The organism is Pseudomonas sp. H3_C08 (assembly GCF_054669455.1).
Map to the genome: position 1 here is coordinate 916,871 of NZ_CP162803.1, position 16,474 is coordinate 933,344.

Here is a 16,474-nt window from a genome sequence, read left to right on the forward strand (position 1 = left end):
GTCATCTTCGGGGGCGCTGCCGCGGCGCGCCCCTTTTTTTGCCGATACAAGGATTTTAGCGATGTCGTTACACCCTGATCTGGAAGCCTTTCTCGACCTGGCCCAAGACAGCCAGGACGCCGGCCTGCCGGCCATGCACCAAATGACCCCGAGCGAAGCCCGCGCGACTTTCGAACAGACCACGGCGCAACTGCGCTGGCCGGCGCCTGAAGACCTGTTGGTCAGCGAAATCGACACGTCGGCACGTGATGGTGCGCCGCTGGCACTGCGTCTGTATCGACCCAATGCTGCGGTCTCGCCGATGCCGGTGCTGGTGTATTTCCATGGTGGTGGTTTTGTTGTCGGCAGCCTCGACTCTCACGACGGTGTGTGCCGCGAGTTTTGCCAGCGCACGCCGTGTGCGGTGTTGTCGGTCGGCTATCGACTGGCCCCGGAGCATCGTTTTCCAACGGCACTGGAGGATGGCGAAGACGCTTTGTCGTGGTTAGCGGAAAACGCCGTGAGTCTTGGGCTTGATACCTCGCGCGTGGCGTTTGGTGGTGATAGTGCCGGCGCGACGTTGGCTACGGTGCTGGCGATTCAGGCGGTGGTGCAACCGCATACTGTGGCCATCGCGCCGAAGGCGCAGTTGTTGTGCTATCCGGTGACCGATGCTTCGCGCGTGCACGATTCGCGGTTGTTGTTCAGCGAGGGGTATTTGTTGGAGAGCGATACGCTTGACTGGTTTTATCAGCATTACGCTCGCAGTCCGGAAGATTATCTGGATTGGCGCTTTTCGCCGTTGTTGGCGGAGGATCTGCAGGGGGTGGCGCCGGCGATTGTGTTGTTGGCGGGTTTTGATCCGTTGCTTGATGAGGGGCAGGCTTACGCTGATAAGTTGTGGGGGCAGGGGGTGAGTGTTGAGGTTGAGCATTGTCCTGGGCTGACGCATGATCTGCTGCGGATGGCTTCGGTGATGCCTGATGTTTTGCGGGTGCATGAAGGCCTGAGCCGGGCGTTGGCGCGGGTGTTGGTTTGATTTTTGAGGGGGGTGGTTTTTGGGTGAATATCCGTTGCTGCGGTAACGGCTGCTTGGGGTTCCGCCCTTACGGCGGGTCACTTTTTACAAACGCCTAAAAAGTAACCAAAAACGCTTGCTCCTACGTGCGGCCCGCTCGCTGGGGCTCGGGGTTCCTTCGCTGCGGGATCGATCCGGGCGCAGCGTCTCCGGTTTGCTTCGCTGCACCTACTCCCGCTGTGTTTGGCTGCGCCAAACGGTCGCTGCGCTCCCACGCCCGGATCAATCCCTCCACTCAGCCTTCCGACGTCGCCTTACAGATCAAGAGCTGCAGCCGAGCTAACGCTCATCCTGTTGAGTGGTGAAGAGCACAGCGCGGTCGGCTGTGGTTTTGTGTTGGATTCGCCCCTCACCCCAGCCCTCTCCCGAGGGAGAGGGAGCCGATGGTGAGCTTTTCAAAATTTGTGTTCAACGCGGTATTGCACGTCGGCGTACCTCTCCCAAACACCTCGGTCAGTCCCCTCTCCCTCCGGGAGAGGGCTAGGGTGAGGGGCTCTTGATCTAGCTTTTGATCTTGCTTTGGCTTTGGCTTTGGCTTTGGCTCTTGATCTTTTGCCCCATCGGCAGGCCGAGCGTAGGTGTTCATCCGGGGGTTAGGCGCGCAGCGCCGTGCGGCGTAGCCGCATACATCGAGAGGAGGTGTAGCGAAGCCAACCGTAGGCGATGCCCCCGGATGGACACCGTAGCGAGGGAACACTGAGCCTCAGCGAAGTGCCGTACGCCGGGGCAAAGCCTTTTAGGTTACCTTTTCGGCGTTTGGAAAAGGTGACTCGCTGTAAGAGCGAAACCGCCATCGGCAACACCCGCAGCAACGGATATGCCCCCAAAATCCAAAGAGCATGGTCGGCCCGAAGGCCGCCAAGACCAACAGGCGAAAAAAAGCCCCACCAAAGCGGGGCTCTCTCACATCACACCCAATCAGAAATCAGCCTTGACCGACATCACGAAGTTACGCGGATCACCATAGAAATTACCGAACCCTTCGGTACCAATGGTCGAGTAGTAACGCTTGTCAAACAGGTTATTCCCGTTAAGCGCCACCGACCAGGTGTCATCGATACGGTAGCCAATGCGACCGTTCCAGACCGCATAACCGGCGCCATCAATGTTGTCACCGCCCAAAGGCGAAGTCCGGTAGTTGCCCGTCTGCGCGTTGACACCCGCACCGATCGTCACGCGATCCAGCGGACCGCTCAGGCTGTAGTCACCCCAGACACGCAGCAAATGGCGCGGCACGTAGGAGTTGTAAACCACGCCATCCTGCGTGGCGTCGGCATCTTCCAGCACCTTGGTCTGGGTGTAGGTGTAACCGGCGAGCAATTGCAGGCGATCAATCACCTCACCGCTGACTTCAGCCTCGAAGCCCTGCGCGCGAACCTTGCCGGAGTTGATCGAGCAAGAACTGTCTTCGCAACGCGGGTCATCCTGGGCGGCATCTTTCTGAAGGGTGCGGAACAGGTTGAAGGAGCTGTTCAGACGACCGTCGAACCACTCACCCTTGATCCCCAGCTCGTAGCTCTGGCCAACCAATGGCTTGAGGGTGCTGCCATCGATGGTCTTGTAAGCGCCTTGCGGGGTGAAGATGTCGGTGTAGCTGGCGTAGGCGGTCAGGTTGTCGTTGAGGTCGAACAGCACACCGGCGAACGGCGTGACCTGGCCGGTTTCGGTGGACTTGGTGTCGACCTGGGTGCCTTCGCCACGGAAGTACTGCACCGAGTCGGTGTCGGACTTGTACCAGCTGACACGGCTGCCCAGTACCAGGGTCAGCGGATCAGCCAGTTTCAGGCGGGCGATCGAGTAGGCGCCGTATTGCTTGATGTGCATGTCCACCGGGCCGCCACGGGAAGCGTTGGCCAGGTAGTAGCTTTCGTCCGGTTGCGGGATGTGGTGGTTGGGGTCGAGCACGTTCTGCCGTTGGGGCAGGGCGGCGACGGCGTAGAAGTCATCCTTGTGCGAGCGGCTGGCGTTGGCGCCGATGGTCAGTTCATGTTGCTGGCCGAAGGCGTCGAATTTGCCGTCGACATAGGCATCGAAGCCGTAGTCGCGCTGGTCGTAGTCGTAAATACTGCCCAGCATCAGGGTATTGGTGGCGGTGGCACCGACCGGCACGGCGCCGCTCGGGAAGGCATATTCCATGTCCTGGGTGTTGCGCGAATACACCCCGGCGACTTTCAGCGACCAGTCGTCGTTGAACTGGTGTTTCAGGTCGGCGAAGTAGGTGGCGCGTTTGCTGCGCTGGTTGTTCCACGCGGTGTTCAGGCAGGTGGAGCGCTTGAGGTGCAGGTCGGAGCCGTCGGCGTAACGCGGCAGACCGCCCCAGCATGGCGTGGCGTCGACGTCTTCCCAGGCGAAACCCAGCCCCAGGGTGGTGTCGGGGCTGAGGTCGAAGTCCAGGGCGCCGTAGTAGATCTGGTCCTTGCGGCTGGCCACGTCATAGAAATATTGACGGGTCTGTTCGGTGACCACGGCGCGACCACGGATGGTCCCGGAATCGTTGAGCGGGCCGCCGGTATCGACCTGGCCACGATAGTTGTCCCAGGTGCCTGCCGACAACGACAGTTGTGTGTGCGCGGTGTCCTGGCCGCGTTTGCGCACGAAGTTGACGCCACCGGCGGTGCCGCCTGCGCCTTTCATCATGCCGGCTGCGCCACGCAGAACTTCCACGCGGTCATAAATGGCCATGTCGCTGTTGAAGCTGTCGGCCTGCACGTAGCTGCTGCCGATATCCAGCGGCACGCCGTCGTACTGGTACTGGCCAGTCATACGGAAGCCGCGGGAGTAGAAATACTTGCCGCCCATGGGCGAGTCATACACGGTAATGCCCGGGGTCTTCTCCATCACCTGTTCGATGGTGTTGAGGTTCTGGTCATCGAGCATCTTGCGGGTCATCACCGTGACCGACTGCGGGGTTTCCTTCAGCGAGTGCACGCCCTTGCCAATGGTCACGCCGCCGGTGGTGTAGGAGTTGCTGCCCTCGGTGGTGGCACCGAGGCGGCTGGCGTTGACGTTGGTCGGGGCCAGTTCCATCGCGCTGCCGGTGGCCGGGCCGAGCACGGTCACGGTGTTGCCGTCACGCTGGTAGCGGATGCCGGTGCCGTTAAGCATCGCCTTGAGTGACTCGTCGTCCTGGTAGCGGCCGTTGAGCGCGGTCGAACGCAAACCTTGCAGGCTTTCCGGACTGTAGATGATTTGCAGGCTGGTCTGCTGGCCAAGGGTTTGCAGTGCCTGGGCCAGTGGCTGCGACGGGATGTTCAGGGTCCATTCCTGGGCCTGAACATACGACGCTGCCGTGAATGTCAGTGCCAGACCAAGGCCGGTGCCGGCCAGTCGAGTGCGTGTCGCGCCGTGCATCAGCAGGGCTCGAGTCAGAGGGCGAAGCATGAAACGGGATGCGGACATGAGGTTAAGACCTTGGCAGGTATAGTTGTTAATGGTTCTTATTCATCTCATTAAGACGAGGAAGCCGCGGCAAACCGGAAAATTATTTTTCCGCCCCGGCCGCGGCCTCGTCGATCAAGCGGTTTGCAGTTCGCTCTTGACCTTGCCGGCCTCCATGCGCACCAGTTGATCGGCGACGTCGAAGTAACGGTCATCGTGGGAAATGACGATGATGGTCTTGCCCAGACGTTTGAGGTCAGGCAGCAACTCGGTGTAGAAAATTCGCCGGAAGGTCGGGTCCTGATCGGCCGCCCATTCATCGAACACCAGCACCGGCCGCTCTTCGAGCCAGGCATTGACCAGGGCCAGGCGCTTGCGCTGGCCGGTGGACAAATCGGTGGTGCTGAACGCGCCGTCGCGCACGCTGACCTTGTGCGCGATCTCCAGACGTTCGAGGTAGCGGGTCGCGTCCTGCGGGACTTCGCGGTCGCCCTGAATCAGATCGTCGAACAGGTAGTAGTCGGCAAAAATCGTGGTGAAATTCTGCCGGTAGTCATCGCGATTAAGCGCGGTGATCGGCTGATCGTTGACGCGGATTTCGCCTTCGGTTGGCGCGTACAAGCCCAGCAGCAGTTTGATCAGCGTGGTTTTGCCGCAGCCGTTTTCACCGACGATAAACACGATGTCGCCCTGTTCGATGCGCAGGTTGACCGGCCCCAGACGGAACGGTTCGCTGCCTTCCACGGGTGGGAAGGCGTAACGCACGTTGTGCAGTTCCAGGCTGTTGACCGCACCGGGTTTCTTGCCTTTGTCTTCCAGCAGCAGATGCGGTTCGGGCGAGGAGAATTGCTCGCTCAGTTCGGCGATGCGGCGGAAGGCAATCTGCGCACGGCTGATGATCGGCAAGGTGCTTACCAGGTGCTCCAGCGGCCCCTTCATGTACAGCAGCACCAGGACGAAGCCGCTCATCACTGCTTTGTCGCCGCTGGGCCAGAAGGATTGCAGGGCCAGGGCCATGCCGATCACCACGAAGAACAGCATCGAACCGAAGGACTTGGCGATGACGAAGGTGTTGATGGATTTGATCTGGGTGTCGCAGATCTTCTCGGCGGTTTTCTGAATACCGGCGACAAACATGCGCTGGCGACGCGGACGGTGAATGCGCAGTTCCTTGGCGCCTTCGGCAATCGCGTTGTAGTGCTTTTGCAGTTCATCCTCAGAGTCGCGTGCGGCGTAGAAACCGCGCATGCCCTTGGCCCGGGCAATCGCTTGAATGGTCGTGCCGATGGCAATGGCCACCAGCATCATCAGGAACATCGGCCAGGACAGCATGGCCAGATAGCCGAGACAGCCGAGGGTAACGGTCATGGAAATTGCCAGCGGGGCAAAGGCGAAGGCGAAGTCGCTGATGGTGTCGACGTCGTGGGTCAGTACCGGGATCAACCGATGGCTGCGGTAGCGTTCGATCTGGTCGATCGGCGCCGACAGGACCTTCTCCCCCAGCTCTTTGCGCAATTTGGCGATGATGTGCTGGCCGACGTAGTTGGTGCCGATGTCGGACAAAATCGTCGTCAACAAGGCCAACGCACAGAGGCCCGCGAAGATCATTACCACGGTGCGGGTCAGGCCGTCGTCGGAATGCAGGGCGTTGTTGATGGTCGCCAGCAGCACGGTGACGCTCAGGCCGCCGATCATGCCGAGCACGATGGACACAGAGACGATCAGGCGGAAGGGCTTGAGCAAGGCGAACAATTCGTTGATCGCCCCACGCGTAGGCTTGGTCATGGAGGATTCCTGCTTCGGTGCGGAGGGAGTGCCGGTACTTAAGGAAAACGAATGGTCACGGACTTTCTTTAAACGACCGCAGGCGGGGCTGCGGTCGGGATGGGCAGGATCAGAGGTCGCGCACTACGCGAAACCCGAGCCAGTCGCCTTTGCTGGTCGGCCAGCTGCTGTTGCGGTTGCCGGAGCGCGAGAACACCGGCGCCTCGCCCCAATCGTTACCGCGCATGACCTGACGCTCGCAGTTTTCCTGGGTCCATGGGCGACCGTCGTTGGGTACGCCGGAGTAGTCCTTGTGATAACAGTCGGCGGTCCATTCGTAGACGTTGCCGTGGGCGTCGTAAACGCCGAAGGCATTGGCCGGGAACGTCCCGGCTGGTGACGTGAAGTTGTAACCGTCGGCGGCACCATAGGTGTTGGCATGTTTGGAAATCTGGTAGTTGTTGCCTTCATCGAACGGGAAAGGGAAGGGCCCGGTGCTGCCGCCGCGTGCGGCGTACTCGCGGATCGATTCGCTTTGCAGGCGATACGCGTGGCCGGTCTTTTTCGATAACCAATCGATGTAGCCCTGGGCTTCGGCGACGTTCATGCACACGGCCGGGTCGCGGGCGCTCTGTTTGAATTCCGGTTTGCCGGCGGTGCAGCGGCGACCCGGGCGATCATCGAAGTCGTAAGGCTTGTTGCCGGTTTCGCGCACATACGCGTCCCACTCGCCGGCCAGCACCTGAAAGCGGCTGATGGCGAAGGGTTTGCTGAAGGTCACTGCGTGGCGCGGGCCTTCGTCCGGTTCGCGGCCGACTTCGTCATCCGGAGTACCCATGGTGAAGGTGCCGGTCGGCAGCACGACCATTTCCGGGCAGTCCTTGCAGTCCTTGAACACTTTGCCCGGCGCCGGCGCCGGCGCTGTCGCCGCTTGAGCTGCACCGGGCAGCAGGCCGGCGCACAGCGCGGTCAGGGCCAGCGCGGGCAAGGCCTTGAAGGTGAAACAGGCGTGAGGCTTTTTCATGAGTCGTCTCTGTGAAAGGAAAACGGGAGGCGAAGGTTCAGGCGCGCAGTTTTTTGCCGAGGATGGCCATGAAGCGGTCCACTTCGGCTTCGTTGTTGAGCAGGCCGGGCGCGGTGCGAATCACCGGGCCGACATCACGGCTGACCGCATCGCAGATCACCCGGTTTTGCATCAGGTAGGTGGCGACTGCATCACTGTCCTGACCCTTGACCCGGAAGAACGTGAAACCGGCAGAAAACTGCGGATCGAGCGGGGTCACCAGTTCGATATTCGCCTGCTCGCGCAGGCGCTGCTTCAGGTAGCTGTTGAGCTGATGAATGCGCGCCTGAACCTCGGCCTTGCCCAGTTGCAGGTGCAACTTGAACGCTTCGTCCACCGCCCAGCGATGCTCGAAAGCGTGGTAACCGCCCGGGGTCATGATCGTGGCGAAAGAGGTGGCTTCGGAGAACGTCGGCACGCTCGGGCTGACGTATTTCAGCTCTTCGCTGCGGCTGCACACGATGCCGGTGCCGCGCGGGCCGAACATCCACTTGTGGGTGCCGGCGATAAAGAAGTCGCAGTTCATCTGCGGGAAACTCAGGTCATCGACACCGAAACCGTGCACGCCGTCGACCACGTAGATCAGGCGATCCTTGTCGTCACGTTGACGGTTGTGTTCATCAACCAGCCGCGAGATGTCGCTGATCGGCAATTTCACACCGCTGCCCGAATGCACCCAGGTCATGCCGAGGACGCGGGTCTCAGGGCGGATGTTGCGGTTGATGGTGTCGAGCACCTGATCCAGGGAAATGCTTTGCGGCGTTTCGAACAGCCTGAGTTTGCGCACCCGGGTGCCATCGCGGCGGCTGCGGAAATCGAGGATGTTGCGGGTGGAATAGTGCTCGTGTTCGGTGGTGAGGATTTCCTGATCAGGGCGCACCTGCACGCTGCCATAAATCATCGCCAGCCCTTCGGTGGTGCTGCCGGTGAGCGCGATCTGGCCGGGCTTGGCTTGCAGGTATTGGCCGGCCCAGACCCGCACGTTTTCCTGCAATTGTTCGTCGCTCCCCAAATCCCAGTCCATGGCCAGCCCCGGGTTCAGGTCAAGCGCGGCGCGATGGCGTTCGATGGCCTCGCGCACGGGTTTGGGGTGAGAGGTAATCAGGAAATTGGCGAAGTGGATCGCCTGTGGATCCTGATCGAACAACTGGCGCAATTGCGTCCATTTGTTCGCGGAGGCCACGGGGGCGGTCGTCGCCATGGCCGGTGCTGTCAGGCTGGCGCCAAGCGGCAGGGCGGCCGCGACCACGCCAGCCTGTTTCAGAAAAGTCCGGCGGTCTGTCATGGCTTGGCAGTGTCCTGACGGGAGATCAATGCCGGTTTTGCGGCTTTCTGCACCTGATCCCAGACGCGCATGAAGTTGCCGCCCCACAGCTTGGCGATGTCCGCTTCGGAGTAGCCGCGCTGGATCAGTTCGGCGGTGACGTTGCGGATTTCGCCAACGTTTTCCCAACCCTTGATGCCGCCGCCGTCGTTGAAGTCGGACGAGATGCCAACATGGTCGATGCCGATTTTGCGCACGGTGTAATCGATGGCGTCGCCGAGATCCTTGAGGGTGGCTTTCGGCTCTTCTTCAAGGATGCCGTAGAGGCCGCTGGCGTACTGACCGAGTTTCTGTTCCGACCATGCGGTGATGATCGGATCGCCCGGCATCAGCGCCATGGCCAGGTTTGGCAGTGGCGGCAGATCGAAGCGTGCGCGCAGGGCATTGAGTTTGTCCTGCGTGCCCTGAGTCAGCGGTTTGAGGTACTGCGAGAAGCCGACCACCTGAACCACGCCGCCGCTGTTCTTGATCAGCTGCAATTCCTTGTCGCTGAGGTTGCGCGGAATATCCACCGCCGCACGCGGCGCCGAGTGCGAGGCCACCAGCGGTGTGCGGCTCAGCTGTGCAACCTGTTCCAGGCCTTTGGTCGACATCTGCGAAACGTCGATGATCACGCCCAGATCGTTCAAACGCTGCACTGCTTGCTTGCCGATATCTGAGAGACCGTCGAGGGCGTCCGGCGAGTCATTGAAGAACGGCAGCGGCCGCGAGGAGTCCGCCCAGCTGTTGTTGCCGATGTAGCTGAAACCGAACATGCGCATGCCGCGTCCGGCCCACAGGTCCAGTTTGCTCAGGTCGTTGCCCAGCGGGTAGGCGTTGAGCATGCTGATGAAAATCGCAAACTTGCCTTCGCCATGCAGGCGGCGGAAATCATCCGGGGTGTAGGCGATGCCGACCTGATTGGGGAAGTCGCGGACCATGCCGGTGATGATCTTGTAACGGACTTCCTGTTGGTTGCGGGCCTCTTCGACAAAACCTTCGGTGGGGCGATGTGGGGCGTTCGGGCCGTTCCACATTTCCGGCCAGCCGAACACCGTCAGCGCAGCGCCCGACAAGCGCCCGCGATTGGCCTTGATCAGGTCGAACTGGCCGGAGCCGTCCTTGTCGGCTTCGTTGCCGTGGGCGCCGAAACTCAGCGGTACGGTGATGTGGCTGTCGAAGGAGAGAATGCGATCCTGCAACTCGGTCGCCTGTTTCATCACTTTTACCGGGTAGCCAGGGTTGTCCCGAAACCAGTAATCCCAAGCCAGAAACCCTGCGCCGGCGCTGATCGCCAAGGCCAGCGGCAGGCCGATAAATAGAGCCTTTTTCGAACGCGGTTTTGTCATTGCCATCTCATTCAGGTTCGCCGTCGAGGTGCAGGCGCAGGGGCCTTTGCTATCTGGGAGGAACGAGTGGCCGGGCGGGTAATTTAGTCGCGCGCAGGAAAAGCGCTGACGGCGCGTAGCGATCTTTTGCCGGGGCCGTAAATTTCCCCGGCGAGCAAACGTTCTAGCTTGGATAAAGCCTGCTTCATGGCTGACACAGGTAGGGCAATGACGATCTCTCGACGCTGGTTCATGGCGGGCATGGCACTCACGGGCGCCGCGCTGCCTGCCGCTTTTTATGCACATCGTGAGCTGACCCGCGAGGAGTTTCCGATCACCCCGGGCGAGGCTACGGTCGATCTGGCCGATACCGCCGGACAGCAGTTGGCGGACAACCTGCGCGGCGTCTGGGATATCCGTTTCAGCGGATCTGCGGCCGGGCTTGATGGCTTGCCACGCGACGGCCTCGAGTTGTTTCTCGACATTGCCCACCGGGGGCGCGGTTTGCGCGGGTTTCTCGATACCGGTGCCAACCTGCGCTCAGAAGCGCCTGCGCGTTACCAAGTGATCGGCGATCTGGCGCCGGGCAACGGCGCCGAAATGTACTGGCGGCTGATGCGCACCGATGCGCCGCAAGCGCCGCCGGTCTACGAATTCAAAGTCAAACTCGACGAAGTCTGGGCGGCGTTCGGCAATGCCGGCAGCGGCACGTTCACCGGGCAAGTGTTGCGCCTCGATCGGCCGTTGGCGCTGCCTGAACTGGACAATCATTTCATCGCCATCAAGCGACGTTTTCCCGAGGCCCGCGAACGCACCGGTTTGAACCCGACGCTGTTGGCGTGGCTGGTGGCGCCGGAACATCGCCTGTTCCACCAGCTCTGGCACGCCAGCCGCGACAAGTGGCACAAGCTCTCGGAGAAAAAACGCGACGCCCTGCGCGGTATTGGCTGGCAACCCGGCCCCCGTGACAAGGAGCGCGATGCCCGTGGGCCCAGCAAGGATCGTAACGGCTCTGGTATCGATTTTTTCTTCATGCACCGGCACATGCTCGGCAAGGCCCGTTCGATGCAGGATTTGCCGTCATGGCAGGCCTTCCCGATGCCGCAGCCGGAACTGGAGCGTGACCGCCAGGGCTTCGCCCGTTACTTCGACAATCACGACGGCGATGCACTACCACCGACGTGGCTGACTGAAGGTGACGACGAGTACACCAAGTGGGTCAGCGATATCAAAGCGGCCGAGACCTATCACAGTAATTTCCAGGTGTGGGAATCGCAGTACCGCGACCCGCGCTACCTGGCGAAACTCAGCCTCGGCCAGTTCGGTTCGGAAGTCGAATTGGGTCTGCACGACTGGCTGCACATGCGCTGGGCGTCGGTGGCGCGGGATCCGTCCAACGACATTCCGGTGCCGATGGCGCGCGATCAGGCAGATTTTGCCGCGCGCTGGTATGCGCCGGAAAACGACTTTCTCGGCGACCCGTTTTCCTCGCACGTGAACCCGGTGTTCTGGCGTTTCCACGGCTGGATCGATGATCGCATCGAAGACTGGTTCCGCGCCCACGAGCGTTTTCATCCGGGCGAAGTCAGCCGGCTGGAAGTCAACGGTGTGCCGTGGTTTGCGCCGGGGCGCTGGGTTGAGGTCGATGACCCGTGGCTGGGGCCGGACACCCATGGCTGCAGCACCGTGCCGGGGTTGCAGATCGGGCGCTCGGTGGAGATGGATCCTGAGACGATGAAGCTGGCGTTGCGCATCACCTTTGGCGATGAAGACAACATGGCCGACCTGTTCCGCAAAGTGCCGCAGCGACCGTGGTACGCGCGGCATCTGAAAGTGAAAGGGCGGCAACTCTGAGCGCAAAAAAATCGCAGCCCGGTGCTGCGATTTTTTTTGCCTAGGGATCTTGGTTGCCTGACCTGGCGCCTTCGCGAGCAGGGGGGCTTTGTAAACGACGCAGATCCAATGTGGGAGCGAGCCTGCTCGCGAAGGCGTCAGTCCTGTCGATAATTTTCGCTCAGATAACCTGCCAACCCCCGCCCAGCGCCTTGTACAGGGCAATGCTGGCCTGCAAGCGCGAAAGGCGCAGTTGCACATTCATATCCTGCGCCGCATACAAGGTGCGCTGGGTTTGCAGCACCGTCAGCAAGTCTTCGGCACCGGCCTGATAACGGCTCTGGGCAATGTCGAACGCGGTCTGCGCCTGGCTCAGTTCCTCGCTTTGCCACTGGCGCTGTTCATCGAGGCCGCGAATGCTGCTCAGGGCTTTTTCCACGTCGGCAAAGCCATTGATGATCGCCCCGCGATAGGTTTCCAGCAATTCGTCCTGACGCGCCTTGGCCTTGTCGCGCTCGGCGCTCAGGCGGCCGTTGTTGAAGATTGGCGCGGTCAATCCGGAAGACAGGTTGTAGAACGTGGTGCGCAGCAGGTCCGCCGCCAGATCGGCGCCGGTGCCGAGGCTGGCGGTCAGGGTGATTTTCGGCAGCATGGCGGCGCGGGCCACGCTGACGTCAGCCTGGGCCGCCGCCAGTTTGGCTTCGGCGCTGGCGATGTCCGGACGCCGGCTCAGCAGATCGCTGGGCACGCCACTGGCGATGTTCGGCCATTGCAACTGTTCGAATGACTGTTGCGGTGCCGACACTGCCTGTACCGGTTGGCCGAGCAGGGCGGCGAGGGTGATCAAGGCTTCGCGGGCCTGTTGCTGCACCAGTGGCAATTTGCGCTGCTGTTCGGCGACGAGGCTTTTTTGCTGGGCCAGTTCCAGCGCGGTGGCGCTGCCGGCGTCGAAGCGGGTTTGCACCAGGTGCAGAACGTTCTGCGCATTGGCCAGATTGAGCTCGGCAATGCGTGCCTGTTCGCGCAACGCCAAGGCTTGGGTGTAACTGCTGGCCACGCCGCTTTGCAGGGTCAGTTCGACGGTGGCACGGTCGAATTCGCTGGCCTGTACACCGAACACGGCGCTGTCGCGTGCCGCGCGTTTACCGCCCCAGAAGTCGATTTCGTAACTGGCGCTCAGCTCGGCGTCGTAGTAATCCAGCGAGCGATTATCCGGGCTGACGTCGAGTTGGCTGTAGCCTTTGCCGTGCAACAGTTTCTGCCGATTGGCATTGAGACCGGCCTTGATTTCCGGGAGCAGCGGGGCGCCGGCAATCGTCGCACTGGCCTGGGCTTGTCTGACCCGGGCGACGGCGGCGCCGAGGTCATGGCTGCCCACTCGCGCCTGTTCGACCAGACGATCCAGCTCGGGGCTGCCGAACTGCGTCCACCATTGGCGGTTGCTCTGCACGGCACCGGGCTGCTCAGGCGATTGCCACGCGGCCGGAGGCTGCACGCCGCTGTCGGGGCGTGGCGCAGGGCTGTTGCAGGCCGCCAGCAACAGGCTGGCGGCAAGGATGGTCAGTGGCGCTTTCATAGGTCGATCATTCACTGGTAAGGGCCGTGACCGGGTCGAGCCGGGCAGCCTTGCGGGCAGGCATGAAGCCGAAGAGGACGCCGGTGGCCAGCGCGCAGGCGAACGCACCGATGACGGCCAGCCATTGAAACGCGATCGCCACGCCGCTGAACAACAGCACGCCGCCGACCAGCATCGCCAGGCTGATACCGGCCAGGCCACCAACCACCGAAAGCATCACCGCTTCGGTGAGAAACTGGCGCAGTATGTCGCGCTGACGCGCCCCGGTGGCCATGCGGATACCGATTTCCCGGGTGCGTTCGCGCACGGTCATGAGCATGATGTTCATCACCCCGATACCGCCGACCAGCAACGAGATCGCGGCGATGGCGCCAAGCATCAGCGACAGCGTGCCCTGCGTGCGTGCTTCGGCTTGAATCATTGCGGCGTTGTTGGTCAGTTCGAAATCCTTCTTGCCATTGTGTCGCCGAAGCATCGCCTGTTCGATCGCCTGCTCGGCGTCTTTGACCTTGCGTGCGTCCTTGGCGGCGATCACCACGTATTCCGGATTACGGCTGCCGAACAGGCGCGTGCTGGCCGCCGAGTAGGGCACGGCGATGCGGTTATCGCTGTCGGAGTCGCCGGAGCTCGAGCCCTTTTCCGCCAGAACACCGAGCACCTGAAACGGCACGTTTTCGATGAGGATGTATTGGCCGATCGGGTCGGCGACATCCTTGAGCAGCTTGTCGCGCACCTTGGTGCCGATCACCGCCACGGCGGCGGCGCTGTCTTCATCGGCCTGGCTGAAGTAACTGCCCTGAACCACCGGCCAGTTGAAGATGCTCGGGAAATTGGTGTCGTTGCCACCGACGTAACTGCTGTGGTCGGCATTGCCGAAACGCACGCCAGCGGTCGAGCCGTTGACCGGCATGATCCGCTCGACCTGGGGCAGGGCAGCCAGCTCGGCGACGTCGTCGAGGGTGATGATGCCCGGTGGTGTGCGCGGATTGGGTGCGGCGCCGCTGAGGTAGATGATGTTGGAACCGAAGGCGCCCATTTGCGCCATCACCTGGCGTTTGCTGCCTTCGCCCACCGCGAGCATCACCACCACCGAGGCCACGCCGATGACGATCCCGAGCAGGGTCAGCGCGGTGCGAAAACGATTGATCCACATGACCCGCCACGCCGCTTGCACGGCGTCGACCAGTTCACCTTTCCAGGCGCCGGTCTGGGTGCTGCCGCTGCTCAGGCGCTGGCGCAGATCCACCGCTTGCAAGGCGCCGGGATTGGCGCTGCGTGGTGGCGCTGACGGCTGTTCGGCGGTGTCGCTGATGATCAGGCCGTCACGAATCTCGATGATGCGCTTGGCTCGTTGTGCGACTTCGCGGTCGTGGGTGATGAGAATCACCACATGGCCCTGACTGGCGAGTTCGTCGAGCAGGGTCATGACCTCGGCGCCGCTGTGGCTGTCGAGGGCGCCGGTGGGTTCGTCGGCGAGGATGATGTGGCCGCCGTTCATCAGCGCCCGGGCAATCGACACCCGTTGTTGCTGACCACCGGAAAGCTGATGCGGGCGGTTGCCGGTGCGGCTGCCCAGGCCGAGCCGCTCCAGCAAGGCACTGGCCCGGGCGTGGCGTTCGGCGGCCGGGGTACCAGCGTAGATGGCCGGCATCTCGACGTTTTCCTGGGCAGAACCGGACGGAATCAGGTGATAACCCTGGAACACAAAACCAAACGCTTCGCGGCGCAGCCAGGCCAGCGCATCGCTGTCGAGTCGGGCGACGTCTTCTCCGGCGAAGCGATATTCGCCGCTGGTAGGGCGGTCGAGGCAGCCGAGGATATTCATTAATGTCGACTTGCCGGAGCCGGACGCCCCGACGATGGCGACGAACTCACCGGCATGAATCGACAGATCAATGCCGCGTAATACTTCCACCAGCGGGCTGTCATTGCCGCCGTAGGCTTTGCTGATCTGCCGCAGGTCAATCAGTGGCGTTTGCATTCAGCCTCCGCTGCCGGTGGCCGGCGCGCTGAGGATGTGATCGCCTTCGGCCAGACCTTCAAGCACTTGGGTGCGCAAGCGGTCGCTGATGCCGGTGCGCACTTCGCGGGACTGGATTTCGCCATTGGCGGCGACGACCTGCGCCCGCTGCCATTGTGGGCGTGAGCCGGGTTGCAGGGCGGCGCTCGGCACGGTGAGGGTGTCTTGCGCCTGTTGCGCCACAAAGAACACCTGCGCAGTCATGTCGGTCATCAGGCTGTTGTCGGCGTTGTCGACGTCGAGCAATACGGTGTAGAGCACCACGCGTTCGCTGCCGCTGCGACCGCTGGTGGGGCTGCCGCCCTGATTCTGTTCGAGCGGGCGCGGCGGCACCGGCAGAATTTGCCGGACGGTGCTGCTCCAGCGCCGAGCGCCGCCGCTGAGCGTGGTGAAGTAGGCGGTCATGCCGGGTTTGACGTGGCCGATGTCCGCTTCGGAAACCTCGGCCCACACGGTCATCGGTGAGAGCCGGGCGATGCGCAGAATCAGCGGGGTTTGCTGCTGCGCGTTGAGCGTCTGGCCTTCGCGGGCGCCGACGGCGACGACCGTGCCGCTCATCGGCGCATAAATACGCGTGTAGCCGAGCTCCGCTTCATCACTGCGCAGGCTGGCTTGAGCCTGGCGGATCTGAGCCTGGAACATGTCGATGCGTGCCTGGGTCGCGCGGACTTCGGCGCGGGCGGTCTGCACGTCTTCCTCACGGGTGGCGCCACCGGCGGCGAGTTTCTGCTGGCGTTGGTATTTCTGTTGCGCGAGGTCGTGCTGGGCGCGTTGCTCCTGCAACTGTGCCTTGAGGTTTTCGATGGAAAACCGCCCGGCATCCAGTTTGGCCTTTTGCGTGGACGGATCGATCTCTACCAGTAACTGGCCTTCCTTGACCGTGTCGCCAGCCTCGACATGAATCTTCTGGATCTGCCCGGAGGCCTGCGCACCAACGTCCACATAACGACGTGGCTGCAACGTGCCCAGTGCGGTCACGCTGTTTTCGATACTGCTGCGGGTCACCTGCACCGTGGCGAGGGCGTCGCGCCCAGGCGGCAGGACTTGCCACGCGGCAACGGCGATCACGGGAATCAGGCAAAGGGCGGCGAACAGAGCGCGTCGGGCGGGGCGGGGACGTTTCATGCAGGGTTCCGGCCAGTGGAATCGGCC

At 62.2% G+C, this 16,474-nt stretch carries 10 protein-coding genes; 2 read left to right on the top strand and 8 right to left on the bottom strand.

Going from position 1 to position 16,474, the window contains the following annotated elements; all coding sequences use genetic code 11:
* The first annotated feature begins 61 nt into the window (after nt 1–61).
* Nucleotides 62–1,018, top strand: coding sequence for an alpha/beta hydrolase (locus AB4N74_RS04270; RefSeq protein ID WP_460098375.1), 957 nt, complete (start codon nt 62–64; stop codon nt 1,016–1,018).
* 957 nt (nt 1,019–1,975) lie between these two features.
* Here the strand turns inward: AB4N74_RS04270 and AB4N74_RS04275 are convergent.
* The 5 genes from AB4N74_RS04275 to pvdM all read right to left on the bottom strand — a co-directional run bounded on the left by AB4N74_RS04275 (nt 1,976) and on the right by pvdM (nt 9,914).
* Complete coding sequence (locus AB4N74_RS04275; RefSeq protein ID WP_460098377.1) at nt 1,976–4,456, bottom strand: TonB-dependent siderophore receptor; 2,481 nt, start codon at nt 4,454–4,456, stop codon at nt 1,976–1,978.
* Between the two features lie 114 nt (nt 4,457–4,570).
* A complete protein-coding gene (locus AB4N74_RS04280) occupies nt 4,571–6,220 on the bottom strand; it encodes a cyclic peptide export ABC transporter (protein WP_460098379.1) in 1,650 nt (549 codons plus the stop codon).
* Between the two features lie 109 nt (nt 6,221–6,329).
* The gene (pvdO, locus tag AB4N74_RS04285; protein ID WP_460098381.1) at nt 6,330–7,223 is read right to left on the bottom strand and encodes a dihydropyoverdine dehydrogenase; all 894 of its coding nucleotides are present in this window, start codon (nt 7,221–7,223) and stop codon (nt 6,330–6,332) included.
* A gap of 37 nt (nt 7,224–7,260) precedes the next feature.
* Complete coding sequence (gene pvdN, locus AB4N74_RS04290; RefSeq protein WP_460098383.1) at nt 7,261–8,547, bottom strand: pyoverdine-tailoring periplasmic protein PvdN; 1,287 nt, start codon at nt 8,545–8,547, stop codon at nt 7,261–7,263.
* Complete coding sequence (pvdM, locus tag AB4N74_RS04295; protein ID WP_095111778.1) at nt 8,544–9,914, bottom strand: pyoverdine-tailoring dipeptidase-like protein PvdM; 1,371 nt, start codon at nt 9,912–9,914, stop codon at nt 8,544–8,546. The genes pvdN and pvdM overlap by 4 nt, the downstream gene beginning before the upstream one ends.
* A 207-nt stretch (nt 9,915–10,121) precedes the next feature.
* Between pvdM and pvdP the strand changes: the two genes are divergently transcribed.
* Nucleotides 10,122–11,747, top strand: coding sequence for a pyoverdine maturation tyrosinase PvdP (gene pvdP / locus AB4N74_RS04300; RefSeq protein ID WP_116255266.1), 1,626 nt, complete (start codon nt 10,122–10,124; stop codon nt 11,745–11,747).
* A gap of 160 nt (nt 11,748–11,907) precedes the next feature.
* Here pvdP and AB4N74_RS04305 read toward each other — a convergent pair whose 3' ends face one another.
* From AB4N74_RS04305 to AB4N74_RS04315, 3 genes are read right to left on the bottom strand one after another with little or no spacing between them, the layout of a single operon-like run.
* Nucleotides 11,908–13,302, bottom strand: a complete 1,395-nt coding sequence (locus tag AB4N74_RS04305; protein ID WP_460098386.1) for an efflux transporter outer membrane subunit — start codon at nt 13,300–13,302, stop codon at nt 11,908–11,910.
* A 7-nt stretch (nt 13,303–13,309) separates the two neighbouring features.
* The gene (locus tag AB4N74_RS04310; RefSeq protein WP_460098388.1) at nt 13,310–15,283 is read right to left on the bottom strand and encodes a MacB family efflux pump subunit; all 1,974 of its coding nucleotides are present in this window, start codon (nt 15,281–15,283) and stop codon (nt 13,310–13,312) included.
* Nucleotides 15,284–16,447, bottom strand: coding sequence for an efflux RND transporter periplasmic adaptor subunit (locus AB4N74_RS04315; protein ID WP_460098390.1), 1,164 nt, complete (start codon nt 16,445–16,447; stop codon nt 15,284–15,286).
* Between the last annotated feature and the right edge of the window lie 27 nt (nt 16,448–16,474).

What these genes read in the sequence shown, in the direction of transcription:
- AB4N74_RS04305 (WP_460098386.1), bottom strand. Translation starts at nt 13,302, where the DNA reads ATGAAAGCGCCACTGACCATCCTTGCCGCCAGCCTGTTGCTGGCGGCC.
- pvdP (WP_116255266.1), top strand. Translation starts at nt 10,122, where the DNA reads ATGACGATCTCTCGACGCTGGTTCATGGCGGGCATGGCACTCACGGGC.
- AB4N74_RS04275 (WP_460098377.1), bottom strand. Translation starts at nt 4,456, where the DNA reads ATGTCCGCATCCCGTTTCATGCTTCGCCCTCTGACTCGAGCCCTGCTG.
- AB4N74_RS04310 (WP_460098388.1), bottom strand. Translation starts at nt 15,283, where the DNA reads ATGCAAACGCCACTGATTGACCTGCGGCAGATCAGCAAAGCCTACGGC.
- AB4N74_RS04315 (WP_460098390.1), bottom strand. Translation starts at nt 16,447, where the DNA reads ATGAAACGTCCCCGCCCCGCCCGACGCGCTCTGTTCGCCGCCCTTTGC.
- pvdM (WP_095111778.1), bottom strand. Translation starts at nt 9,914, where the DNA reads ATGACAAAACCGCGTTCGAAAAAGGCTCTATTTATCGGCCTGCCGCTG.
- pvdO (WP_460098381.1), bottom strand. Translation starts at nt 7,223, where the DNA reads ATGAAAAAGCCTCACGCCTGTTTCACCTTCAAGGCCTTGCCCGCGCTG.
- AB4N74_RS04280 (WP_460098379.1), bottom strand. Translation starts at nt 6,220, where the DNA reads ATGACCAAGCCTACGCGTGGGGCGATCAACGAATTGTTCGCCTTGCTC.
- pvdN (WP_460098383.1), bottom strand. Translation starts at nt 8,547, where the DNA reads ATGACAGACCGCCGGACTTTTCTGAAACAGGCTGGCGTGGTCGCGGCC.
- AB4N74_RS04270 (WP_460098375.1), top strand. Translation starts at nt 62, where the DNA reads ATGTCGTTACACCCTGATCTGGAAGCCTTTCTCGACCTGGCCCAAGAC.